Raw genomic sequence first — 22,340 nt, forward strand, 5'->3', positions numbered from 1 at the left:
TGATTAAAGGTTCGGGAGGCGAGTGCCTCCCGAAAACCATAATCGCAATCAAATACATATGTATACAGATCCTATTGCAGATTATTTGACTAGAGTTCGTAACGCTGTGGCTGCAAACCACAAAGTTGTCGAAATTCCAGCATCTAATCTTAAAAAAGAAATAACTAAGATCTTATTTGATCAAGGTTATATCTTAAGTTACAAATTTGAAAGCAACACCGTTCAGGGTTCTATCAAAATCGCTTTGAAGTATGATAAAGATACTAAGGAGCCTGTAATTAAAGATATCCAAAGAATTAGTAAACCTGGTTTGCGTAAATATGCAGGTGCTGATAAATTACCTAGAATCCTTAACGGGTTAGGAATTGCTATTGTTTCTACATCTAAAGGTTTGATGACAGGAAAACAAGCTAAGCAATTACATGTAGGTGGTGAAGTAATTTGTTACGTATACTAATTATAAAGACTAGATAAGATGTCAAGAATAGGTAAAAATCCAATTGTAATTACTGCTGGCGTAACTGTTGAAGTTAAAGACGGTATAGTTACAGTAAAAGGAAAAAAAGGTCAACTAACTCAGGAGTTTTCGGACGTAACTGTAACTGTTGAAGGCGATCAGGTATTAGTAGAAAGATCGTCTGATCATAAAGACCAAAGAGCAAAACACGGATTATACAGATCATTAATCAATAACATGATTGTGGGTGTAAATGAAGGTTTTACTAAAGAACTTGAATTAGTTGGAGTTGGTTATAGAGCTTCAAACCAAGGTCAAAAGCTAGATTTAGCTCTTGGATATTCTCACAATATTGTTTTAGAAGTTGCTCCAGAAGTAGTGGTAGAAACAATATCTGAAAAAGGTAAAAACCCTATCGTAAAATTAACATCATTTGACAAACAACTTTTAGGCCAAGTTGCTGCGAAAATCAGAGGTTTCCGTAAACCAGAGCCGTACAAAGGAAAAGGTGTTAAATTTGTGGGTGAAGTATTAAGAAGAAAAGCAGGTAAATCAGCTTAAAAAATAAGATTATGTCATTAACAAAATCTGATAGAAGACAGAGAATTAGATTCAGAATTAGAAAATCGATTAGTGGTACTGCTACTAATCCTAGACTATCTGTATTTAGAAGTAACAAAGAAATTTATGCGCAACTTATTGATGACGTAAATGGAGTTACTTTATTAGCTGCATCTTCAAGAGAAAAAGAAATAGGAAAAGGTACAAACGTTGAAGTAGCGGCTGCAGTTGGAAAACTAGTTGCTGAAAAAGCGTTAAAGGCTGGGATTGATACCATCACTTTTGATAGAGGTGGATATTTATATCACGGACGTATTAAATCATTAGCAGAAGGCGCAAGAGCGGCTGGACTTAAATTCTAATATATTATGTCTAAATACAAAAATGTAGAATTGGTAAAACCAAGTGGTCTTGAACTTAAAGATCGTCTGGTAAGTGTTAATCGTGTTACTAAGGTTACAAAAGGTGGTAGAGCTTTCGGTTTTTCTGCTATTGTAGTTGTAGGTGATGAAAACGGAGTAGTGGGTCACGGATTAGGAAAATCTAAAGACGTTTCTGAAGCAATTGCGAAAGCAGTAGAAGATGCTAAGAAAAATTTAGTAAAAATTCCTTTGAATGGACAATCTGTTCCTCACGAACAAAAAGGTAAATTTGGTGGTGCACGTGTATTCTTAATTCCTGCCTCTCATGGTACTGGAGTTATTGCTGGTGGAGCTGTTCGTTCAGTTCTTGAGTCAGTAGGGATTCATGATGTATTATCTAAATCTCAAGGATCATCAAATCCTCATAACGTAGTGAAAGCAACTTTTGATGCTTTATTACAAATGAGAAGCGCTTACACTGTTGCAAAACAAAGAGGTGTTTCTTTAGAAAAAGTTTTTAAAGGTTAATTCAAGGAAATTATGGCTAAATTATTAGTAAAACAAGTACGAAGCAAAATCAACTGTCCTCTTTCTCAAAAGAGAGGTTTGGAAGCTTTGGGTCTACGTAAAATGGGACAAGTTGTAGAGCATGATTCAAACCCTGCTATCCTTGGGATGATAAACAAAGTTAAACACTTAGTTTCTGTTGAAGAAGCTAAATAACAAATACTGTTATGAATTTAAGTAACTTACAACCAGCTGAAGGGTCAACACACAATCAAAATAAAAGATTAGGTAGAGGAGAAGGTTCAGGAAAAGGTGGTACTTCTGCAAGAGGTCACAAAGGAGCAAAATCTCGTTCTGGTTATTCTAAAAAGATTGGTTTTGAAGGTGGACAAATGCCACTTCAAAGACGTGTGCCTAAGTTTGGTTTCACAAACATCAACCGTAAAGAATACGAAGGTGTTAATTTAGATACGCTTCAATTATTAGTAGACAATGGTGTAATTACTGACTCTGTTTCAATGACAGATTACGTAGCAAACCGTCTAGCTACCAAAAACGAAATCGTTAAGATTTTAGGTAGAGGAGAATTGAAAGCAAAATTAAAAGTAACTGCTCACAAATTTACTGCTACTGCAAAAGCCGCTATTGAAGCTGCTGGTGGAGAGGCTGTAACAATATAATTTTTCTATTGTATGAAGAAATTTATTGAATCAATAAGTAATGTTTGGAAAATCGAAGAACTGAAAAACAGAATCCTAATCACTTTAGGTTTATTGTTAGTTTATCGTTTTGGAGCACACGTTACGCTTCCCGGAATTGACGCAACTCAATTGACTGGTTTAGCGGGACAAACAAAAAATGGTTTAGGATCTATTCTAGACATGTTCACCGGAGGTGCTTTTTCTAAAGCTTCAGTTTTTGCTTTAGGGATTATGCCTTACATTTCTGCGTCTATTGTTGTTCAGTTAATGGGAATTGCGATTCCATATTTGCAAAAACTTCAAAATGATGGAGAGAGTGGTAGAAAAAAGATTAATCAAATTACACGTTGGTTAACTATTGCTATTACATTGGTTCAAGGTCCAACTTATATCTATAATTTATACAGAACATTACCTAGCAATGCATTTTTGCTAGGGTTTAACTCTCCGGAGTTCTTGTTTTCTTCTGTTATTATCTTAGTCTCAGGTACTATTTTTGCTATGTGGCTTGGAGAAAAAATTACAGATAAAGGAATTGGAAATGGAATTTCATTATTAATTATGGTTGGTATCTTAGCTCGTTTACCTCAGGCTTTTATACAAGAATTTACAACCAGAGTTACGAATAACAACGGTGGCCCGATGTTATTGGTTATTGAAATCATTGTATGGTTATTAGTTATCATTGCTTGTGTATTGCTTACAATGGCAGTACGTAGAATTCCTGTACAATACGCTCGTCGTACAACAACAGGAGATTACGAGCAAGATTTAGCAGGTGGTAATAGACAATGGATTCCACTTAAGCTAAATGCTTCTGGGGTTATGCCAATCATTTTTGCGCAAGCAATTATGTTTATACCAGCTGCTGTGGCTGGATTGTCTAAATCAGATGCATCGCAATCAATTGTAGGTACATTTAGTAATATGTTTGGTTTTTGGTATAATTTTGTTTTTGCAACGTTAATTATTGTATTTACATTCTTTTATACAGCGATTACAGTACCTACTAATAAAATGGCCGATGATTTAAAAAGAAGTGGTGGTTTTATTCCAGGTGTTAGACCAGGAGCTGAAACTTCAGACTTTCTTGACAAAGTGATGTCTTTAATAACTTTCCCAGGATCTTTATTCCTTGCCTTGATTGCTGTTTTTCCAGCCATTGTTGTAAGTATTATGGATGTACAACAATCTTGGGCGATGTTTTTTGGAGGTACCTCTTTAATAATTATGGTTGGAGTTGCAATAGATACTATTCAACAAATCAATTCATACTTGTTAAATAAACATTATGATGGTTTAATGAAGACTGGTAAAAATAGAAAAGCAGTAGCTTAATTATTCATGGCAAAACAATCAGCAATAGAACAAGACGGGTCAATCATCGAAGCATTATCAAATGCGATGTTCCGTGTAGAGTTAGAAAATGGACATATTGTAATTGCTCATATTTCTGGTAAGATGCGTATGCATTACATCAAGTTATTACCTGGTGATAAAGTGAAACTAGAAATGAGCCCTTATGACTTGTCAAAAGCAAGAATTACTTATCGATATTAAAGGATATTCACTATGAAAGTTAGAGCATCAGTAAAAAAGAGAAGTCCCGAGTGCATCATTGTGCGTAGAAAAGGGAGATTGTACGTAATAAACAAAAAGAATCCTAGATTTAAACAAAGACAAGGATAATTATGGCAAGAATAGCAGGGGTAGATATCCCAAAAAATAAGAGAGGTGTTATAGCACTTACCTATATCTTCGGATTAGGAAGAAGTAGAGCAATTGAGATTTTAGAGAAAGCTCAAGTTAGCCAAGACAAAAAAGTTCAAGATTGGAATGATGACGAGATCGGAGCAATTCGTGAAGCTGTTGGAGTTTACAAAATTGAAGGAGAATTGCGTTCTGAAGTTTCTTTAAACATCAAACGTTTAATGGATATTGGATGTTACAGAGGTATCCGTCATAGATCTGGTCTTCCTTTAAGAGGACAAAGAACTAAAAACAACTCTAGAACAAGAAAAGGTAAAAGAAAAACTGTTGCTAACAAGAAAAAAGCAACTAAATAATAAGTAATATGGCTAAAGCAACTGCAAAAAAACGTAAAGTTATCGTTGAATCAACGGGTGAAGCTCATATTTCTGCCACTTTCAACAACATCATTATTTCTTTGACAAACAAGAAAGGTGAAGTTATTTCTTGGTCTTCAGCTGGTAAAATGGGTTTCAGAGGTTCTAAAAAGAATACTCCGTATGCAGCTCAAATGGCAGCAGAAGATTGTAGTAAAGTAGCTCTTGAGGCAGGACTTAAAAAAGTTAAGGTTTATGTAAAAGGACCAGGAAATGGACGTGAGTCTGCTATTCGTTCTATACATAACGGTGGAATTGAAGTTACAGAGATTATCGATGTTACTCCAATGCCACACAACGGATGTCGTCCTCCAAAGAGACGTAGAGTTTAATAATATATTTAAGTATAAACAAGGTAGAATAAACGATTATCGAAGGATATGACCTGAATTCATAATCTCTACCTTAAATTTAATTTTTAGAAATGGCAAGATATACTGGTCCTAAAACTAGAATTGCTCGTAAATTTGGCGAAGCAATCTTCGGAGATGACAAATCTTTCGAAAGAAGAAATTACCCACCTGGACAACACGGGATGGCTAAAAAAAGAGGTAAAAAATCTGAGTACGCTGTTCAGTTAATGGAAAAGCAAAAAGCTAAATATTCTTACGGAATTTTAGAAAAACAATTCAGAGGTTTATTCAAAAAGGCATCAGCAACTAAAGGTGTTACTGGTGAGGTTCTTTTACAATTATGTGAAGCAAGATTAGATAACGTAGTTTTTAGAATGGGTATTGCTCCTTCTAGAAGAGGTGCTAGACAATTAGTATCTCACAGACACGTTACTGTAAATGGTGAAGTTGTAAACATACCTTCTTACCACCTTAAACCGGGTGATAAGGTTGCTGTCCGTGAAAAATCTAAATCTTTAGAAGCTATCGAACGATCTTTATCAAATTCAAGTCATGTTTATGAATGGATTACTTGGAATCAAGATCTTAAAGAAGGAACTTTTGTTTCTGTACCAGCGAGACTTCAAATCCCAGAAAACATTAAAGAACAATTAATCGTAGAGTTGTACAACAAATAATAATTGACTTAGTCGAAATTTATGGCAATATTTAATTTTCAAAAGCCCGATAAAGTTATCATGATCGATTCAACCGATTTTGAAGGTAAATTCGAATTTAGACCTTTAGAACCTGGTTATGGATTGACAGTTGGTAATGCACTTAGAAGAGTTTTGCTTTCAGCATTAGAAGGTTATGCAATTACATCTGTTCGTATCGAAGGTGTAGATCATGAGTTTTCTACTATTTCAGGTGTTGTTGAAGATGTTACCGAAATTATCCTTAATCTAAAACAAGTACGTTTCAAACGTCAAATTGAAGATATCGATAATGAAGCAGTTACAATTTCTGTTTCAGGTAAAGATCAATTAACAGCAGGTGATTTTCAAAAATTCATTTCAGGTTTTCAAGTTCTGAATCCAGACCTTGTTATCTGTAATTTAGATTCTAAAATCAAATTGAACTTCGATTTAACAATCGAAAAAGGTAGAGGATATGTTCCTGCTGAGGAGAACAAAAAACAGAATGCGGCCATTGGTACTATTTTTACAGATTCTATTTTTACCCCGGTAAAAAACGTAAAATATGCAATAGAAAACTTCCGTGTAGAACAAAAAACAGATTACGAAAAATTAGTTTTTGAAATAAAAACTGATGGCTCTATTAATCCAAAAGATGCTCTTACTGAAGCTGCTAAAGTTTTAATTCACCACTTCATGTTGTTTTCTGACGAAAGAATTACACTCGAGGCTGACGAAATTGCACAAACAGAATCGTATGATGAAGAGTCATTGCATATGAGACAATTGCTTAAAACTAAGCTTGTTGATATGGACTTATCTGTGAGAGCATTAAATTGCTTGAAAGCGGCTGAAGTTGATACACTTGGTGATTTAGTATCGTTCAATAAAAATGACCTGATGAAATTCCGTAATTTTGGTAAAAAATCTTTAACTGAGCTTGACGAACTTGTTGCAGTTAAAAATTTAACCTTCGGAATGGATTTAGCTAAATACAAATTAGATAAAGAATAATTCAATCCCGCTTGCGGGATTAAATTTAAAATAGCAATGAGACACGGAAAAAAATTCAATCACTTAAGCAGACAGACTGGACATAGAAAAGCTATGTTGGCTAATATGGCTTGTTCTCTTATTGAGCACAAACGTATTAACACTACTGTTGCTAAGGCTAAAGCGCTTAAACAATTCGTTGAGCCTTTAATCACAAAATCAAAAGAAGATACGACTCACAATCGTCGTATTGTTTTTGCTTACTTACGTAGTAAATATGCGGTAACTGACTTGTTCAGAGACGTAGCTGCTAAAGTTGGAGACCGTCCAGGTGGATACACTCGTATCATTAAAGTTGGAAATCGTTTGGGAGATAATGCTGATATGGCAATGATCGAACTTGTAGATTTTAACGAACTTTACAATGGAGGTAAAAAAGAAGTTAAAAAAGCAAAAAGCCGTCGTGGTGGTAAAGCTAAAAAAGCTGAGGAGACTACTCCGGAAGCTCCTGCTGCTGAATCAGAATCGACTACTGAAGCTTCTGAATAATTATGAAAGTAATGATTCTATAATAATCAAGGATAAACTAATTTTTAGTTTATCCTTTTTTTTTGATTTTTTTTAAAGGAAATCCCAGATTTAACTTATTTGTCATCTCACGTTTTATTTTTGTGAATGAAATTTTTAAAAAATCTTGGAAGCACTCTTTTAAAGAAGTAAATTTGCAAAATAGTTAAACTACAAATGAAATTGTCTCTTCAAGTTTCATAAGACGATAAAAAAACAATACAAATTCAAGAATGAAATACACTACACGACAAAGCGCCATTTTATTACTAAGTGATGGAACAATTTTTCACGGAAAATCTATAGGTATCAGCGGTAAAACTTTTGGTGAGGTTTGTTTTAATACTGGAATGACCGGATATCAGGAGATTTTTACAGATCCTTCTTATTTTGGACAAATTATGGTAGCTACAAATCCTCACATTGGTAATTATGGTGTTAATGATTTAGAAATAGAATCAGATAGTATCAAAATTGCTGGTTTGGTTTGTAAAAACTTTAGTTTTAACTATTCCAGAGAAGATGCTTCCGGCAGTTTGGAAGATTATTTTATCAAACAAAACCTAATCTGTATTTCTGATGTTGACACTCGTGCTCTGGTAAGCTACATTCGCGACAACGGTGCAATGAATGCTGTTATCTGCACAGACGGAACTTCGATTGAAGATTTGAAAAAAGAATTGGCAAATGTGCCAAATATGGAAGGTTTAGAGTTGGCATCAAAAGTTTCAACTACTGAACCTTATTTTTTTGGTGACGAAAATGCAACTTACAAAATATCTGCATTAGACCTGGGAATTAAAAAGAATATCTTGAGAAATCTTGCTAAGAGAGATTGCTACATAAAAGTTTATCCATACAATTCGACTTATAAAGATTTGTCCGAATTTAATCCAGATGGTTATTTTCTTTCAAATGGGCCTGGTGATCCGGATCCGCTTTTTGGAGCTATCGAAGTAGCAAAAGAAATTTTGGCAAATGATAAGCCATTATTCGGAATTTGCCTTGGACACCAAGTGATTGCACTCGCAAATGGAGTACAAACTTACAAAATGTTTAATGGTCACAGAGGTATCAATCATCCCGTAAAAAATTTAATTACGGGTAAAGGAGAAATTACTTCTCAAAATCACGGTTTTGCGGTAAACAAAGAAGCTTTGGAGAGTCATCCTGATTTAGAGATTACACATTTGCATTTGAATGACGGAACCGTTGCCGGTATGCGTATGAAGAATAAGAACTGTTTTTCAGTACAATACCATCCGGAAGCAAGTCCCGGACCACATGATTCGTCTTATTTGTTTGATCAATTTGTAGAGAACATAAAAGAGACTTTATCTAAAACGATGTAGTTAATAAATAAAGGTATTTAATTGCTGAATAACGTATTTAGTATTAAATATTTTTATAATTTCGAAAAATAATTATAATTTATTAATAAAAAACAAATATAATGAGTATTATAATAAAAGTTCACGCGAGACAAATTTTTGATTCCAGAGGTAATCCTACTATAGAAGTTGATGTAGTTACAGAAAACGGAGTTTTAGGAAGAGCAGCTGTTCCATCTGGGGCTTCAACTGGAGAACACGAAGCTGTTGAATTACGTGATGGCGGAAAAGCATTCTTAGGAAAAGGAGTTTTGAATGCAGTGAATAATGTAAATACCGTTATTGCTGAAGAATTAGTTGGTACTTCTGTTTTCGAACAAAATACTATTGATCAATTGATGATTGATCTTGACGGTACTCCAAACAAATCAAAATTAGGTGCTAACGCTATCTTAGGTGTTTCTTTGGCTGCTGCAAAAGCGGCTGCTAACGAACTAGGATTGCCATTATACAGATATGTGGGTGGTGTTTCTGCTAACACTTTGCCTGTGCCTATGATGAATATTATCAATGGTGGTTCGCATTCTGATGCACCAATTGCATTTCAGGAGTTTATGATTTTCCCTGTAAAAGCTTCTTCTTTTTCTCATTCGATGCAAATGGGTACTGAAATTTTTCATAGTTTGAAAAAAGTGTTACACGACAGAGGTTTAAGTACTGCTGTTGGTGATGAAGGTGGTTTTGCTCCAAATTTAGCTGGTGGAACTGAAGATGCTTTAGATACTATAAAATTAGCAGTTGAAAATGCAGGATATTCTTTCGGTGACGAAATTATGATTGCACTTGACTGTGCTTCGGCAGAATTTTATGTAAACGGTAAATACGATTACTCTAAATTTGAAGGAGAAACGGGTAAAGTAAGAACTTCTGCTGAGCAAGTTGAATATTTAGCTGAATTGGTTGCAAAATACCCAATTATTTCTATCGAAGATGGAATGGACGAAAATGACTGGGATGGTTGGAAATTGCTTACCGAAAAAATTGGTGATAAAGTACAATTAGTTGGTGATGATTTATTTGTTACCAATGTTGAGCGTTTGTCAACAGGAATTGAAAAAGGTATTGCCAATTCAATTTTAGTAAAAGTAAATCAAATTGGTACTTTGACAGAAACTATTGCAGCAGTAAATATGGCTAAAAATGCGGGTTATACTTCAGTAATGTCTCACCGATCTGGAGAAACAGAAGATAATACCATCGCAGATTTGGCAGTTGCTTTGAACTGTGGTCAAATAAAAACAGGTTCGGCTTCGCGTTCTGATCGTATGGCAAAATACAATCAGTTATTGAGAATTGAGGAAGAGTTAGGAAGTACGGCTTATTTCCCTGGATTAAATGCTTTCAAAATCAAATAATTTGTAAGATTTATATTTATATTTAAAACCATTCGTTTTTACGGATGGTTTTTTTTTGGAGTTTTAACAAATTCATAGCAGTATTCTTTTTTTAATTAGTGTTAAATTCCTTAGATTTGATAAATTATTATTTTAAAGATTTATTTCCGATATATTATGTCAAAAATAGCTACATTAGAAGTAGATGGTCAAAAAATTGAACTTCCGGTTATCACAGGAAGCGAAAATGAATCAGCTATCGATATTAACAAATTACGTGATTTAACCGGTATCATTACAATTGATCCTGGCTATAAAAATTCTGGCTCTTGCAAAAGTGAAATCACTTTCTTGGATGGAGAATTAGGAATTTTACGTTACAGAGGGTATTCAATCGAAGATTTAGCTGAAAAAGCTAGTTTTCTAGAGGTTTCTTATCTTCTGATTTTTGGTGAATTACCAACTGCTCAACAATTGGAGCAATTTGAAACTGATATTAAAAAACATACTTTGGTAAACGAAGAGATGAAAAATATCATTGATGGTTTTCCAAAAACAGCTCATCCAATGGGCGTATTATCTGCATTAACAAGTGCTTTGACAGCATTTAATCCAAAAGCAGTAAATGTTGATAATGAAAAAGAAATGTACGAAGCCATTTGTAAAACAATGGGTAAGTTTCTTGTAATTGCAACATGGACCTACAGAAAATCAATGGGTTATCCTTTAAATTATTACGATAATACAAAAGGTTATGTAGAGAATTTTATGCACTTGATGTTTCAATTGCCTACAGGTCCTTACAAAGCTAATCCTATTATTGTCGATGCATTAGATAAATTATTTATTCTTCATGCAGATCATGAGCAAAACTGCTCTACTTCTACAGTAAGAATGGTAGGTTCTTCTCATGCTGGCTTGTTTGCTTCAATCTCTGCTGGAGTTTCTGCTCTTTGGGGGCCACTTCACGGAGGAGCTAATCAAGCAGTTTTAGAAATGCTAGAAGAGATTAACAAAGATGGAGGCGATACAGAAAAGTTTTTAGCTAAAGCTAAAGATAAAAATGATCCTTTCCGTTTGATGGGTTTTGGTCACAGAGTCTACAAAAACTTTGATCCAAGAGCAAGAATCATCAAAAAAGCAGCTAAAGAAGTATTAGAAACTTTAGGTGTTGAAGATCCAATTTTAGAAATCGCTAAGAAATTAGAAGCTGCGGCTCTTGAAGATGAATATTTCAAATCAAGAAATTTATATCCTAATGTTGATTTCTACTCTGGAATTATTTATAGAGCACTAGGGATTCCAACCGATATGTTTACAGTAATGTTTGCGATAGGAAGATTACCGGGCTGGATCGCACAATGGAAAGAAATGCGTGAAAACAAAGAGCCAATAGGTAGACCAAGACAAATTTACACTGGACATCCGCTCCGAGAATTTAAGTCAAACAAATAAAATAACTTGAAAGCTTCACTTAACTGTGAAGCTTTTTTTTATATTTGTTCAAAATTTAATACTATTATGTTGCAATTAAATATAAAGAACGAAACGTCAAGATTGCGTGCTGTAGTTTTGGGTTCTGCCGTTCATAATGGGCCAACTCCATCTGTAGAGGAGGCTTATGATCCCAAATCTTTGGAACATATAAAAGCAGGGACGTATCCGATAGAACAAGATATGGTTGCTGAAATGGAAGCTTTTAATGCCGTTTTTAAAAAATATAATGTCACGGTTTATCGACCTGAAATGATCGAAAATTACAATCAGATTTTTGCTCGCGATATTGGTTTTGTAATTGATGATACGTTTGTAAAATCGAATATTTTACCAGATAGAGAACGCGAGTTAGACGCTATTCAATATATCATCGACCAAATGAATTCCGAAAAAGTAGTCCGACCACCGGAAGAAGTACATATTGAAGGCGGTGATGTTATGTTATGGAACGATCATATTTTTATAGGAACCTATAAAGGAAGTGATTACAAAGATTATATCACGGCAAGAACCAATATACAAGGTGTAAATTACATCAAACAATTGTTTCCGAATAAAATCGTCAAAGAATTTGACTTGGTAAAATCAAAAATTGAGGCTCGTGATAATGCCCTGCATTTAGACTGTTGCTTTCAGCCAGTAGGAAAAGACAAAGGCATTATTTACAAAAGAGGTTTTCGTGAAGAAGCAGATTATATGTACCTGGTCAATCTTTTCGGAAAAGAAAATTTATTTCATATCGAAAGAGAGGAAATGTACAATATGTGTTCAAACGTGTTTTCTATAGACGAAAATGTGGTAGTTTCTGAGAAAAATTTCACAAGATTAAACAATTGGCTGCGTGCCAATGGTTTTATCGTTGAGGAAATTCCTTATGCCGAAATCGCGAAACAAGAAGGATTGTTGAGATGCTCGACTTTGCCATTGATAAGAGATTAAATTCAGTTATGAGTTTTGGGTTGTGAGTTTTGAGATACTGATGAAAATGAAGCTGATTTAATGAAGAGTTATAGAGATTTAGACGTTTACAAAATTGGGTTGGAATTATTTTACATAGTTCATCCATCATCATTGAAACTTCCAAAACATGAATTGTATGAGCTTGGAAGTCAAATAAGAAGATCTGCTGATTCTGTGGTTTCAAATATAATTGAAGGCTACGGCAGAAGAAGATATAAAGCTGATTTTATAAAATTTTTGGTTTACTCACATTCAAGTTGTCTTGAAACAATTGGTCATTTAGAAAAAATAGCAAAACTTTATCCAGATTGCTTTAACAATATGGATGAGTTAATTAATAATTATGAAGGGTTAGGTGGTAAAATATTTAATTTTATTAGGTATGTTGAAGAGAATTGGAAAAATTGACTCAAAATAATCTGCTCAATTTTAAAAACTCAAAACCCACAACTCAAAACCCACAACAAAAGATTATGAAACAAACTACAAATGCAATCGTCATGATTCGCCCGGTTGCTTTCAGAATGAATGAGCAAACGGCTGTAAATAATTATTATCAGAAGGTATTAGACGGACTTTTGCCTAGCACTGTAAACGCCAAAGCACAACAAGAGTTTGATACTTTTGTAGAAAAATTAAGAGCGGTAGGAGTAGATGTTACCGTTATCGAGGACAGTTTAGAAACCGATACACCGGATAGTATTTTTCCAAACAATTGGGTTTCATTTCATGAAAATGGAGATGTTGCATTGTATCCTATGTTTGCAGAAAATCGCCGTCACGAGCGTCGCGAAGATATTTTAGACACACTGGAAGACAAAGGTTTTAAAATTGCCAATATCATGGATTATACCTCGGCAGAAGAAGACGGTATTTTTCTGGAAGGAACTGGGAGCTTGCTTCTGGATCGAGCCAATGGAAAAGCATATTGTGCTTTATCGCCTCGCGCTGATGAAGAATTGTTTATCGAATTCTGCGAAGATTTTGATTATGCGCCAGTAATTTTTGAAGCCTATCAAACTGTGGATGGAGAACGTAAACTAATTTACCACACCAATGTAATGATGTGTTTAGGTGAAACTTTTGCTGTTATCTGTGCCGATTGTATCGACGATAAAAAAGAACGCAAAATGGTCCTAGAAAACCTAAAAGCAGATAAAAAAGAAGTTATTTTAATCACAGAAGCTCAAGTAAATAACTTTGCAGGAAATATGCTGGAAGTTCGTGGTACAAATGATAAAAAATATATTGTCATGAGTGCATCAGCGCATCAGAGTTTAACAGCAAAACAAATTGCACAATTAGAAAATCATGCAGAAATTTTGAGCTCAAGTCTAGATACAATAGAAGCTTGTGGTGGCGGAAGTGCCAGATGTATGATGGCAGAAGTGTTTTTGCCAAAAAACTAAACTTATTTTTTCTAACTAAAAAAGGGATAGAGCCAACGTGCTTTATCCCTTTTTTTGGTTACAAAAGAAAAACAATTTACATCAAATTTCCTTTTACAATATTAATGATAGAGCTTACGATGTATTGAATACCGATTGAGATTACAATAAAACCAACAATTCTAGAAATCGCTACAATTCCTGAAGCACCTAATATTCGGGCGAGATAATGAGCGCTTTTTAAAATAGCAAAAATAGCAAAGGCAATTGCGGCAATAGCCAAGGTCGAAATGATAATTTCGTTCATTTCGTGATGTTCCTGATAAAAAGCAATTAATAACGATATTGATCCTGGCCCCGCCAACATAGGTATGGCCAATGGCGTTAAAGCAATGTCATTACGCTGTTGTACTTCATTTTCAATTTTTTTATTGATTCCGCGTTTTTTATTAAATTTCCCCGAAAGCAATGAAAATCCCGAATTGACAATCACAATTCCACCGGCAATCCTGAGAGCGTCAATGCTGATCCCGAAAAAAGTCAATACATATTGACCAATAAAATACGAAACAATCAAAATAATAAAGACGTTTATAGCTGTCCATAAGGATATTCTGGAACGTTCTTTTTGCGAGTCATCGTGGGTGAGCCCAACAAATATTGGGATTGTTCCAATTGGATTCAATACAGAGAAAAGAGCGGCAAACAAATAAATAAATAAATCCATACAATTTTTTGGTTAATAAAGTAAAAATAGTCAAATTTTATCTTTTTGCCACAAATAGATGTTAGGATATTGTTTTTTATCGCGCAGAATTCAAAATCAAATACCTGCAAACAACCTCATTCTTTTTGATTACTTTTGTAGCATATTTTAAAACAATGAAAAACAAAAAAACTTTAGTTCTGGGTGCCACAACAAAACCGGAACGTTATGCTTTTAGAGCAATAAATATGCTGGTAGAAAAAGGACATACTGTGTTGGCAATCGGTCAAAATACAGGCGAAGTTGCGGGTGTAAAAATTCATACAAAAGCCATTCCTGTAAAAAATATCGACACCGTAACCTTATATCTCAATCCTGCGCGTCAGCGTGATTACTATAATTACATTATCGAAGCACAGCCCAAAAGAGTTGTTTTTAATCCCGGAACCGAAAATCCCGAGCTGTATCAGCTTTTAGAACTTAACAATATCAAAGCCGAGGTTGCTTGTACGCTGGTTTTATTGGCTACCAATCAATATTAGTTTTTTCAGGAGCTATTTCCTGCTGTACACTGTGTCTTTTGTGCTGAACCCCAGCACAAAAAGATGCCGTTTCCATCAGGGCTAGAAAACCTGGTTTACGAGGCTATTTAGAGCTTACTGGAAACAGTAATTTTACAGTTGTCTAAGTCAAGTAAACCATTAAAAGTGTTATTTTTGTCGTCATGGAATTTTCATCAAAATTAATAGAAAAAGCAGTCAACGAAATGTCGCAGTTACCCGGAATTGGTAAACGCACCGCATTGCGATTGGTGCTGCATTTATTAAAACAACCCAAAGAACAAACGGGTTTTTTGTCTCAGGCACTTTTGAACATGCGTGAGGATATTAAATTTTGCGAAAATTGCCATAATATTTCAGACACAAAAATTTGCGAAATTTGTGCCAATCAAGTTAGAAACCACCAGACGATTTGTGTGGTCGAAGATATTCGCGATGTAATGGCTATTGAAAATACAGGTCAGTACAAAGGAATTTACCATGTTTTAGGTGGGAAAATTTCGCCAATAGAAGGCGTGGGGCCTAGTCAGTTGAATATTCCGACTTTGGTCGAAAAAGTAAAATCAGGAACTGTTGTCGAAATTATTTTTGCACTAAGCTCAACAATGGAAGGCGATACGACCAATTTTTATATTTATAAGCAAATTGCAGGATCAGAAATTGTAATTTCGACAATAGCGAGGGGAATCTCAGTAGGGGATGAACTGGAATATGCCGACGAAGTTACCCTTGGTAGAAGTATTTTGCACAGAGTACCATTTGAAAAAACATTTAGAAATAATTAATCCCAGATCAAATAATTATGCATTTTCAGATGTTTAATGTAAAAACGATATTTGTGAACAAATTTTTAGTAATGACCAGAAAAGCCTTTTATATAGTAGTATTGATAAGTTTGTTTTTTACTTCTTGTATCCCTGTAAAAGATTTACATTATTTGCAGGATAAAAGTTCTTCGGGCGAACAAAATAACATAACGGCTGTAGAATCTAAGCCTTACAGGTTGCAAGCAAACGATGTTTTGAGTATCGATATAAAAGCGATTGATCCCAAATTAGTGGCTATCTTTTCTACCAATGCTTCTGAGCAATCTGCCGCAGGAAAAAGCGAGTCGAGTTTGTATTTTAATGGTTTTACAGTAGATGATCATGGCAATATCAGAATGCCAATTTTAGGAGAAATTAATGTTATTGGTTATACTCTTGAAGAGGTTCGCCTTAATATTGAGAAAAAATTATTAGAAGAATATTTTAAAAGTGAAGCTAATATTTTTGTAACCGTAAAGCTAGCAGGTTTTAGATATACCATAAACGGAGAAGTCGCCAGTACAGGAACCAAAACACTGTTTCAGGAACACGTAAATGTGATGGAGGCTATCGCAAATGCTGGAGATATTACTACCGTAGGAAATAGAAAAGCAGTTACGATAATTCGTCAGACGCCAACAGGTGTACAGATGCATGATATCGATTTGACAGATGTGAATGTAATGAAATCTCCTTATTATTATTTGCAGCCTAATGATTATATTTATATAAAACCATTGAAGCAAAAAACTTGGGGAACGGGTCAGACAGGGATACAATCTATAGGTACAGTTATTGCTTTATTGTCGCTGGCAACCACTGTTTATTTGATCCTAAAAAATTAATACGAAGTTTAAAAGATGTTAGATATAAAAGATTTTTCGATTTTTGAGAATCAATCAAACTTTGATTTTAAAGGTTTTTTGTTCAAAATTGCCAGTTACTGGAAGCTATTTTTGATCAGTTTAATAATTGCTTTTGCAGTTGCTTATCAGGTAAATATTCGTAAAGAAAAAATTTACTCGATGCAAACTTTAATTTCGATCAAAGAAGAGAGCAATCCATTTTTTACCTCCAATACAAGTTTGGTATTCAATTGGGGAGGTATTTCTGATCAGGTAAACGGAATTTCTACCATATTACAATCTCGATCTCATAACGAGTTGGTAGTAAGTAAGCTACAGTTTTATATTGATTATCTTGAAAAAGGGAAATACAATTTTATAGATTCTTACGGCGCTGTTCCTTTTTATGTAGATATCGATAAGTCAAAAGGGCAACTGGTTAATACGCTTATTAAAATTAAATTTTTAACTGAAAATCAATACGAAATTCAAATTCCTTTTGAGAATAATTCTGTTTCATTAATTAATTACGCTACAAATTCTTATAGCAATACTGCTGTTCAACCAGGCGAAATTATAAAGCGCTACAAAGTTGGAGAACAAGTTTCGTTGCCTTTTCTAAATTGGAAATTGCAGATTAATGATGCTCCGGGAAATTACAAAGGCAACGAATATTTTGTAAAATTTAATGATTTTGATGGAACTGTTTCCAGATACAAAGGTGTAAATGTAAACTCTGATGATAAGGGTGGATCTATCCTTACTTTGAGTATGCAGGGAACCAACAAATCCAGAATGGTAGCCTATTTGAATGCGACTGTAAAAATGCTGATCAAAATTCAGCTTGACGGGAAAAACCAGTTTGCAAACAATACCATCAGTTTTATTGACAGTACACTTGTGGCAATGGAATCTCAGCTGAAAGAAACTGGTAATGAGCTGAAATCTTTTAGACAAGGAAAAAACATTTATGATATAGAAGGTGGAGGGATCAAATTTTCGGATAAAATAGGTGATTTTGATACCGAAAAAGATTTGATAAGCAGAAAAATAGCGTACTGCAATTCCTTAAAGTCATATTTAAATAGTAGTGTTGATTACTCTAAATTACCGGCGCCATCTGTGGCGGGAATTGATGATCCTAATATCGTGGTTAATGTTGCAAAACTGATTAGCCTTTCGACACAACGATCAGAAATGGCGTATGCGGTAAAAAGTGATAAGATTTTTAAGGATTTTGATAATCAGATGATGGCTGTCAAAAATGTTTTATTAGAGAATATTTTATCAGCCAAATCCTCCCTGTTGTATGATTTGAACATGATTAATGCTAAAATAGGGCAGGCCGAAAACACGATTAGAAAACTTCCGGAAGAGCAACAGGAATTGCTGAAAATCAAAAGAAAATACGATTTAAATGATAATATTTACAGTGAATTTCTTCAAAAACGTAATGAAGCTGAAATTGTAAAAGCATCCAATTTATCAGATATTCATTTTATCGATCCTGCAAAAGATATTGGAGGAGGTTTAATTGGGCCTAAAACTTCTGTCAATTATGTGTTGGCGCTATTTTTGGGGCTTTTGCTTCCGTTATTGTTTATTTTGGGAATTTTCTTTGTAAATAATTCGATTCAGAATACAGATGATATTAGTAAATTGACTAAGATTCCTTTGTTGGGAGTTGTAGGTGTCAATAAAGGTTTTTTGAGTTTGGCAGTGTTTGATCAGCCAAAATCAGCGCTTTCAGAATCTTTTAGAACCATTCGCTCTTCGCTGCAATTTTTGTATAAAAAGCAGCAGCTCAGTGGCGCAAAAACTTTGATGATAACGTCCTCAATTAGTGGAGAAGGCAAAACTTTTTGTTCCATCAACATTGCTACTGTTTTTGCTTTAAGCGATAAAAAAACGGTTATTGTGGGTCTGGATTTGAGAAAACCAAGATTGGCGGACGAATTTAATCTTACGAACCATGTTGGTGTTGTAAATTATCTGATTAAGCAAAAAACATTAGAGGAAATCACGAGTAAAACTGAAGTCCCGAATCTTGATGTTATCCTATCAGGGCCTATCCCGCCTAATCCTTCAGAGCTTATCTTGTCAGATGCTATGGGTGAATTGATAAATGAGCTGAAGCAGAAATACGATTATATCATTTTAGATACGCCTCCAGTAGGATTGGTTTCTGATGCTTTGGAGTTAGCTCAATATAGTGACGTAACACTTTATATTGTAAGACAGAATTATACCAAAAAAGACATGATCACGTTGTTGAATACACGTGTAAAGAGAGGAGAACTCAACAATATAAGTATTGTTTTGAATGGTTACGAGAATAAAGCAAAATATGGTGCTGCTTATGGCTACGGTTATGGGTATGGAGCCTACAGCTATCATGACGAACCCGAAAAAGAGAATTTTATAAAAGAATTTTTCTCAAAATTTAAAAGAAAATAAGCTGCGCCTAATGGAAAAAACTATTCAAAATACAGTTTTAATCACTGGCGGCGCTGGTTTTATTGGCTCAAATCTAACGGAATATTTTTTAGCATCTGGTTGGAAAGTGATTGGTTTGGATAATTTCTCGACAGGACACAGACATAATGTTACAGACTTTTTAAGTAATCAAAATTATAAGTTGATCGAAGGTGATATTCGTAATATTGAAGATTGTAATTTGGCAGTAGAAGGTGTCGATTATGTGTTACATCAAGCTGCTTTAGGATCTGTGCCAAGATCTATAAACGATCCAATCACCACAAATGATGTCAATGTTTCTGGGTTTTTGAATATGTTGGTGGCGGCTCGTGATGCCAGAATAAAACGTTTTGTGTATGCCGCTAGTTCATCAACTTACGGAGATTCTGAAGGATTGCCAAAAGTAGAAGAGGTTATTGGTAAACCTTTATCGCCTTACGCTATTACAAAATATGTAAACGAAATGTATGCTGAGATTTTTAGTAAAACGTATGGATTAGAAACGATTGGTTTGCGTTATTTTAATGTTTTTGGGAGGAAACAAGATCCAAAAGGAGCCTACGCTGCGGTAATTCCTAAGTTTGTTACCCAATTGATGCATTATGAAAGTCCGGTAATAAATGGCGATGGGAATTATTCACGCGATTTTACTTATATCGACAATGTTATTCAAATGAATTATTTGGCGCTTACAAGTCAAAATCCCGAAGCAATGAATACGGTTTATAATACAGCATTTGGAGATCGAAATACGCTAAATGATTTGGTGAAATGTTTAAAACAATACTTATCAGAACTAGATCCAAAAATTGCCGATGTCGAAGTTGTTTATGGAGTCAACAGAGCTGGAGACATTCCGCATTCATTAGCAAGTATTCAAAAAGCAAAGAATTTGCTGGGGTATGATCCTAAATATTCATTACAAGCAGGTTTAAAAGAAGCGGTGACTTGGTATTGGAACAATTTGAAATAAAGTAAAAGAAGAAAATTTTAATTAAATGAAAATTACAAAAATTTGTTGCATAGGAGCAGGATATGTTGGTGGACCAACTATGGCCGTAATTGCACAAAAATGCCCGCATATTCAGGTGACAGTCGTTGATTTGAATGTAGATAGAATTAATGCATGGAATGATCCCAATACAGATAATATACCAATTTATGAGCCAGGCCTTTCTGAAATTGTAGCTGAGGCAAGAGGACGCAATCTTTTCTTTTCTAATAATGTAGAAAAAGCAATTGATGAAGCTCAAGTGATTTTTATTTCGGTAAATACACCAACAAAAACATACGGCAAAGGAAAAGGTATGGCCGCTGACTTAAAATATATTGAGTTATGTGCCAGACAAATTGCTAAAATTGCCAAAGAGAACAAAATTGTGGTTGAAAAATCGACATTACCAGTTCGTACGGCCGAAGCCATAAAAAGTATTTTAGACAATACAGGAAACGGTGTTCAGTTTCAGATTTTGTCAAACCCGGAGTTTTTGGCAGAAGGTACAGCTGTAACAGATTTATTAGATCCGGATCGAATTTTAATAGGTGGCGATACCACGCCAGAGGGAGAAAAAGCGATTAATGCTTTGGTAGAAGTATATTCAAATTGGGTAGAGAAAGATAAAATCCTAACCACCAATGTTTGGTCATCAGAATTATCAAAGCTTACAGCAAATGCATTTTTGGCACAAAGAATTTCCTCTATAAATGCCATGTCTGAATTGTGTGAAAAAACCGGTGCAGATGTAAATGAAGTGGCCAGAGCTATCGGTATGGATAGTCGAATTGGTTCTAAATTCCTGAAATCATCTGTTGGATTTGGAGGTTCTTGTTTTCAAAAAGATATTTTAAATTTAGTGTATATCGCCAAATCCTATGGGCTGAGCGAAGTGGCAGATTATTGGGAACAAGTGATTATTATGAATGATCATCAAAAAAGAAGGTTTTCTAATAAAATTGTTCAGACATTGTACAATACTGTTGCCGATAAAAAAATTACTTTTTTAGGATGGGCTTTCAAAAAAGACACCAACGATACACGTGAGTCTGCGGCCATATATGTGGCAGATGATTTGATTAATGAACAGGCAAAAATTTCGGTTTATGATCCAAAGGTTTCCAGAAGCAAAATGCTGTCTGATTTGGATTATTTAGCCACCCGATCTTCTACCGAAAACGAAAACTTGGTTCAGGTTTTTGATGATGCTTATGCTGCTTGCAATAATGCTCATGCGGTTGCCATACTTACAGAGTGGGACGAGTTTAAAACATACGACTGGAAAAAAATATATGATTCGATGCAAAAACCAGCTTTTGTTTTTGATGGAAGAAATATTTTAGATAAAAAAGAAATGGAAGCTATTGGTTTTGTATACCAAGGTATCGGTTCTTAAAATAGAAGTATATTGATTAAAATTTAATTGGTAAGGAAATAGGTATTAGTAGAAATTTTATTTCAATATTAAAGAATATGAGTTGGTATGTGGTTTATACAAAACCCAAATGGGAAAAAAAAGTTGCAGAAAAATTAAATCAAATTGGGATTGAGTGTTACTGTCCGATGATTACCCTGATAAAACAGTGGTCAGACAGAAAAAAGAAGGTCGAAGTTCCTCTTTTTAACTCCTATGTATTTGTAAAGTTAGAAGATGTTGATCGTAATGCTGTTTTTCAGATTGCGGGAGTAATTAGGTACTTGTTTTGGTTGGGTAAGCCCGCTATTGTTCGTGATGATGAAATTGATATTATCAAAAAAAGTATCGCGGTTTCAGATGGACATGATATTGTAGTTGAATCACATAAAGTGGGTGACAAAATCAAATTAGAATCAGGTGTTTTTAGTAATCAGGAAGCAACAATACAAGAGATTTCAAAAACACATTATATATTAGTTTTAGAGTCTTTGGGATGTGTTTTAAAAATAAAACATAAATAAAAGTTCTGTTTTTTTTAAAGTCTTAGTAATTAGTTAAATAAAGTTTAAAATTCGCTAAATAGTGCGATTTTTAAACTTTATTCTTTTTTAAAGAAAAGCGCTACTGTTTGATTAGTAAAGACTTGGTGTTGTATAGGTA

At 34.4% G+C, this 22,340-nt stretch carries 28 protein-coding genes; 27 read left to right on the top strand and 1 reads right to left on the bottom strand.

Annotated elements, in window-relative coordinates:
• Positions 1–58: 58 nt before the first annotated feature.
• From rpsH to ctlX, 20 genes are all read left to right on the top strand, one after another.
• Positions 59–457, top strand: coding sequence for a 30S ribosomal protein S8 (gene rpsH, locus J3495_RS06555; protein WP_210665763.1), 399 nt, complete (start codon positions 59–61; stop codon positions 455–457).
• An 18-nt stretch (positions 458–475) separates the two neighbouring features.
• The gene (gene rplF, locus J3495_RS06560; RefSeq protein ID WP_210665764.1) at positions 476–1,018 is read left to right on the top strand and encodes a 50S ribosomal protein L6; all 543 of its coding nucleotides are present in this window, start codon (positions 476–478) and stop codon (positions 1,016–1,018) included.
• Between the two features lie 11 nt (positions 1,019–1,029).
• On the top strand, positions 1,030–1,380 hold the full coding sequence (gene rplR / locus J3495_RS06565) for a 50S ribosomal protein L18 (protein WP_072960630.1): 351 nt from the start codon (positions 1,030–1,032) through the stop codon (positions 1,378–1,380).
• A gap of 3 nt (positions 1,381–1,383) precedes the next feature.
• Positions 1,384–1,908, top strand: coding sequence for a 30S ribosomal protein S5 (gene rpsE, locus J3495_RS06570; RefSeq protein WP_085950271.1), 525 nt, complete (start codon positions 1,384–1,386; stop codon positions 1,906–1,908).
• A 12-nt stretch (positions 1,909–1,920) separates the two neighbouring features.
• Positions 1,921–2,103, top strand: coding sequence for a 50S ribosomal protein L30 (gene rpmD, locus J3495_RS06575; RefSeq protein ID WP_017495010.1), 183 nt, complete (start codon positions 1,921–1,923; stop codon positions 2,101–2,103).
• An 11-nt stretch (positions 2,104–2,114) separates the two neighbouring features.
• Positions 2,115–2,567 (top strand): 50S ribosomal protein L15, encoded by a 453-nt coding sequence (rplO, locus tag J3495_RS06580; RefSeq protein WP_007803667.1) that lies wholly within the window; start codon positions 2,115–2,117, stop codon positions 2,565–2,567.
• A 12-nt stretch (positions 2,568–2,579) separates the two neighbouring features.
• Entirely contained in the window at positions 2,580–3,926 is a 1,347-nt protein-coding gene (secY, locus tag J3495_RS06585; RefSeq protein ID WP_210665765.1) for a preprotein translocase subunit SecY, read from the top strand.
• A 6-nt stretch (positions 3,927–3,932) separates the two neighbouring features.
• Complete coding sequence (infA, locus tag J3495_RS06590) at positions 3,933–4,148, top strand: translation initiation factor IF-1 (RefSeq protein WP_007136545.1); 216 nt, start codon at positions 3,933–3,935, stop codon at positions 4,146–4,148.
• 12 nt (positions 4,149–4,160) lie between these two features.
• Complete coding sequence (ykgO, locus tag J3495_RS06595; protein ID WP_072945378.1) at positions 4,161–4,277, top strand: type B 50S ribosomal protein L36; 117 nt, start codon at positions 4,161–4,163, stop codon at positions 4,275–4,277.
• Positions 4,278–4,279: 2 nt separating this feature from the next.
• The gene (gene rpsM / locus J3495_RS06600) at positions 4,280–4,654 is read left to right on the top strand and encodes a 30S ribosomal protein S13 (RefSeq protein ID WP_210665766.1); all 375 of its coding nucleotides are present in this window, start codon (positions 4,280–4,282) and stop codon (positions 4,652–4,654) included.
• An 8-nt stretch (positions 4,655–4,662) separates the two neighbouring features.
• Positions 4,663–5,046, top strand: coding sequence for a 30S ribosomal protein S11 (gene rpsK, locus J3495_RS06605; protein WP_007803677.1), 384 nt, complete (start codon positions 4,663–4,665; stop codon positions 5,044–5,046).
• A gap of 92 nt (positions 5,047–5,138) precedes the next feature.
• Positions 5,139–5,744, top strand: a complete 606-nt coding sequence (gene rpsD, locus J3495_RS06610; protein WP_210665767.1) for a 30S ribosomal protein S4 — start codon at positions 5,139–5,141, stop codon at positions 5,742–5,744.
• A gap of 21 nt (positions 5,745–5,765) precedes the next feature.
• Positions 5,766–6,758 carry a DNA-directed RNA polymerase subunit alpha gene (locus tag J3495_RS06615; protein WP_026109818.1) on the top strand — a complete coding sequence of 331 codons (993 nt, stop codon included), beginning with the start codon at positions 5,766–5,768 and terminating at the stop codon, positions 6,756–6,758.
• Positions 6,759–6,794: 36 nt separating this feature from the next.
• Complete coding sequence (gene rplQ / locus J3495_RS06620) at positions 6,795–7,286, top strand: 50S ribosomal protein L17 (RefSeq protein ID WP_029272056.1); 492 nt, start codon at positions 6,795–6,797, stop codon at positions 7,284–7,286.
• Between the two features lie 251 nt (positions 7,287–7,537).
• Positions 7,538–8,656: a glutamine-hydrolyzing carbamoyl-phosphate synthase small subunit gene (carA, locus tag J3495_RS06625; RefSeq protein WP_210665768.1), complete on the top strand. Its 1,119-nt coding sequence runs from the start codon at positions 7,538–7,540 to the stop codon at positions 8,654–8,656.
• Between the two features lie 101 nt (positions 8,657–8,757).
• A complete protein-coding gene (eno, locus tag J3495_RS06630) occupies positions 8,758–10,050 on the top strand; it encodes a phosphopyruvate hydratase (protein WP_210665769.1) in 1,293 nt (430 codons plus the stop codon).
• A gap of 156 nt (positions 10,051–10,206) precedes the next feature.
• A complete protein-coding gene (locus tag J3495_RS06635; RefSeq protein WP_210665770.1) occupies positions 10,207–11,484 on the top strand; it encodes a citrate synthase in 1,278 nt (425 codons plus the stop codon).
• Positions 11,485–11,550: 66 nt separating this feature from the next.
• Complete coding sequence (locus tag J3495_RS06640) at positions 11,551–12,465, top strand: dimethylarginine dimethylaminohydrolase family protein (RefSeq protein WP_210665771.1); 915 nt, start codon at positions 11,551–11,553, stop codon at positions 12,463–12,465.
• 60 nt (positions 12,466–12,525) lie between these two features.
• Complete coding sequence (locus tag J3495_RS06645) at positions 12,526–12,894, top strand: four helix bundle protein (RefSeq protein WP_210665772.1); 369 nt, start codon at positions 12,526–12,528, stop codon at positions 12,892–12,894.
• 65 nt (positions 12,895–12,959) lie between these two features.
• Positions 12,960–13,895 carry a citrulline utilization hydrolase CtlX gene (ctlX, locus tag J3495_RS06650; RefSeq protein WP_210665773.1) on the top strand — a complete coding sequence of 312 codons (936 nt, stop codon included), beginning with the start codon at positions 12,960–12,962 and terminating at the stop codon, positions 13,893–13,895.
• Positions 13,896–13,971: 76 nt separating this feature from the next.
• Here the strand turns inward: ctlX and J3495_RS06655 are convergent, their stop codons facing one another.
• Positions 13,972–14,601: a MarC family NAAT transporter gene (locus tag J3495_RS06655; RefSeq protein WP_210665774.1), complete on the bottom strand. Its 630-nt coding sequence runs from the start codon at positions 14,599–14,601 to the stop codon at positions 13,972–13,974.
• A 155-nt stretch (positions 14,602–14,756) separates the two neighbouring features.
• Between J3495_RS06655 and J3495_RS06660 the strand changes: the two genes are divergently transcribed.
• From J3495_RS06660 to J3495_RS06690, 7 genes are all read left to right on the top strand, one after another.
• Positions 14,757–15,122: a CoA-binding protein gene (locus J3495_RS06660; protein WP_210665775.1), complete on the top strand. Its 366-nt coding sequence runs from the start codon at positions 14,757–14,759 to the stop codon at positions 15,120–15,122.
• Between the two features lie 182 nt (positions 15,123–15,304).
• The gene (gene recR, locus J3495_RS06665; protein WP_210665776.1) at positions 15,305–15,925 is read left to right on the top strand and encodes a recombination mediator RecR; all 621 of its coding nucleotides are present in this window, start codon (positions 15,305–15,307) and stop codon (positions 15,923–15,925) included.
• A gap of 71 nt (positions 15,926–15,996) precedes the next feature.
• Positions 15,997–16,791: a polysaccharide biosynthesis/export family protein gene (locus J3495_RS06670; protein WP_210665871.1), complete on the top strand. Its 795-nt coding sequence runs from the start codon at positions 15,997–15,999 to the stop codon at positions 16,789–16,791.
• 15 nt (positions 16,792–16,806) lie between these two features.
• Complete coding sequence (locus J3495_RS06675; RefSeq protein WP_210665777.1) at positions 16,807–19,248, top strand: polysaccharide biosynthesis tyrosine autokinase; 2,442 nt, start codon at positions 16,807–16,809, stop codon at positions 19,246–19,248.
• A 10-nt stretch (positions 19,249–19,258) separates the two neighbouring features.
• Entirely contained in the window at positions 19,259–20,242 is a 984-nt protein-coding gene (locus J3495_RS06680; RefSeq protein WP_210665778.1) for an SDR family oxidoreductase, read from the top strand.
• Positions 20,243–20,267: 25 nt separating this feature from the next.
• Entirely contained in the window at positions 20,268–21,659 is a 1,392-nt protein-coding gene (locus J3495_RS06685) for a UDP-glucose 6-dehydrogenase (RefSeq protein WP_210665779.1), read from the top strand.
• A 77-nt stretch (positions 21,660–21,736) separates the two neighbouring features.
• Positions 21,737–22,201, top strand: coding sequence for a UpxY family transcription antiterminator (locus J3495_RS06690; protein WP_210665780.1), 465 nt, complete (start codon positions 21,737–21,739; stop codon positions 22,199–22,201).
• Positions 22,202–22,340: the final 139 nt, after the last annotated feature.

Source organism: Flavobacterium geliluteum, from assembly GCF_017948595.1.
GTDB classification, from domain to species: domain Bacteria; phylum Bacteroidota; class Bacteroidia; order Flavobacteriales; family Flavobacteriaceae; genus Flavobacterium; species Flavobacterium flavipigmentatum.

Excerpts from the sequence above, each read along its gene's own strand:
- rpsH (WP_210665763.1), top strand. The coding sequence starts at position 59 with ATGTATACAGATCCTATTGCAGATTATTTGACTAGAGTTCGTAACGCT.
- rplF (WP_210665764.1), top strand. The coding sequence starts at position 476 with ATGTCAAGAATAGGTAAAAATCCAATTGTAATTACTGCTGGCGTAACT.
- rplR (WP_072960630.1), top strand. The coding sequence starts at position 1,030 with ATGTCATTAACAAAATCTGATAGAAGACAGAGAATTAGATTCAGAATT.
- rpmD (WP_017495010.1), top strand. The coding sequence starts at position 1,921 with ATGGCTAAATTATTAGTAAAACAAGTACGAAGCAAAATCAACTGTCCT.
- rplO (WP_007803667.1), top strand. The coding sequence starts at position 2,115 with ATGAATTTAAGTAACTTACAACCAGCTGAAGGGTCAACACACAATCAA.
- secY (WP_210665765.1), top strand. The coding sequence starts at position 2,580 with ATGAAGAAATTTATTGAATCAATAAGTAATGTTTGGAAAATCGAAGAA.
- infA (WP_007136545.1), top strand. The coding sequence starts at position 3,933 with ATGGCAAAACAATCAGCAATAGAACAAGACGGGTCAATCATCGAAGCA.
- ykgO (WP_072945378.1), top strand. The coding sequence starts at position 4,161 with ATGAAAGTTAGAGCATCAGTAAAAAAGAGAAGTCCCGAGTGCATCATT.
- rpsM (WP_210665766.1), top strand. The coding sequence starts at position 4,280 with ATGGCAAGAATAGCAGGGGTAGATATCCCAAAAAATAAGAGAGGTGTT.
- rpsK (WP_007803677.1), top strand. The coding sequence starts at position 4,663 with ATGGCTAAAGCAACTGCAAAAAAACGTAAAGTTATCGTTGAATCAACG.
- rpsD (WP_210665767.1), top strand. The coding sequence starts at position 5,139 with ATGGCAAGATATACTGGTCCTAAAACTAGAATTGCTCGTAAATTTGGC.
- J3495_RS06615 (WP_026109818.1), top strand. The coding sequence starts at position 5,766 with ATGGCAATATTTAATTTTCAAAAGCCCGATAAAGTTATCATGATCGAT.
- rplQ (WP_029272056.1), top strand. The coding sequence starts at position 6,795 with ATGAGACACGGAAAAAAATTCAATCACTTAAGCAGACAGACTGGACAT.
- carA (WP_210665768.1), top strand. The coding sequence starts at position 7,538 with ATGAAATACACTACACGACAAAGCGCCATTTTATTACTAAGTGATGGA.
- eno (WP_210665769.1), top strand. The coding sequence starts at position 8,758 with ATGAGTATTATAATAAAAGTTCACGCGAGACAAATTTTTGATTCCAGA.
- J3495_RS06635 (WP_210665770.1), top strand. The coding sequence starts at position 10,207 with ATGTCAAAAATAGCTACATTAGAAGTAGATGGTCAAAAAATTGAACTT.
- J3495_RS06640 (WP_210665771.1), top strand. The coding sequence starts at position 11,551 with ATGTTGCAATTAAATATAAAGAACGAAACGTCAAGATTGCGTGCTGTA.
- J3495_RS06645 (WP_210665772.1), top strand. The coding sequence starts at position 12,526 with ATGAAGAGTTATAGAGATTTAGACGTTTACAAAATTGGGTTGGAATTA.
- ctlX (WP_210665773.1), top strand. The coding sequence starts at position 12,960 with ATGAAACAAACTACAAATGCAATCGTCATGATTCGCCCGGTTGCTTTC.
- J3495_RS06655 (WP_210665774.1), bottom strand. The coding sequence starts at position 14,601 with ATGGATTTATTTATTTATTTGTTTGCCGCTCTTTTCTCTGTATTGAAT.
- J3495_RS06660 (WP_210665775.1), top strand. The coding sequence starts at position 14,757 with ATGAAAAACAAAAAAACTTTAGTTCTGGGTGCCACAACAAAACCGGAA.
- recR (WP_210665776.1), top strand. The coding sequence starts at position 15,305 with ATGGAATTTTCATCAAAATTAATAGAAAAAGCAGTCAACGAAATGTCG.
- J3495_RS06670 (WP_210665871.1), top strand. The coding sequence starts at position 15,997 with ATGACCAGAAAAGCCTTTTATATAGTAGTATTGATAAGTTTGTTTTTT.
- J3495_RS06675 (WP_210665777.1), top strand. The coding sequence starts at position 16,807 with ATGTTAGATATAAAAGATTTTTCGATTTTTGAGAATCAATCAAACTTT.
- J3495_RS06680 (WP_210665778.1), top strand. The coding sequence starts at position 19,259 with ATGGAAAAAACTATTCAAAATACAGTTTTAATCACTGGCGGCGCTGGT.
- J3495_RS06685 (WP_210665779.1), top strand. The coding sequence starts at position 20,268 with ATGAAAATTACAAAAATTTGTTGCATAGGAGCAGGATATGTTGGTGGA.
- J3495_RS06690 (WP_210665780.1), top strand. The coding sequence starts at position 21,737 with ATGAGTTGGTATGTGGTTTATACAAAACCCAAATGGGAAAAAAAAGTT.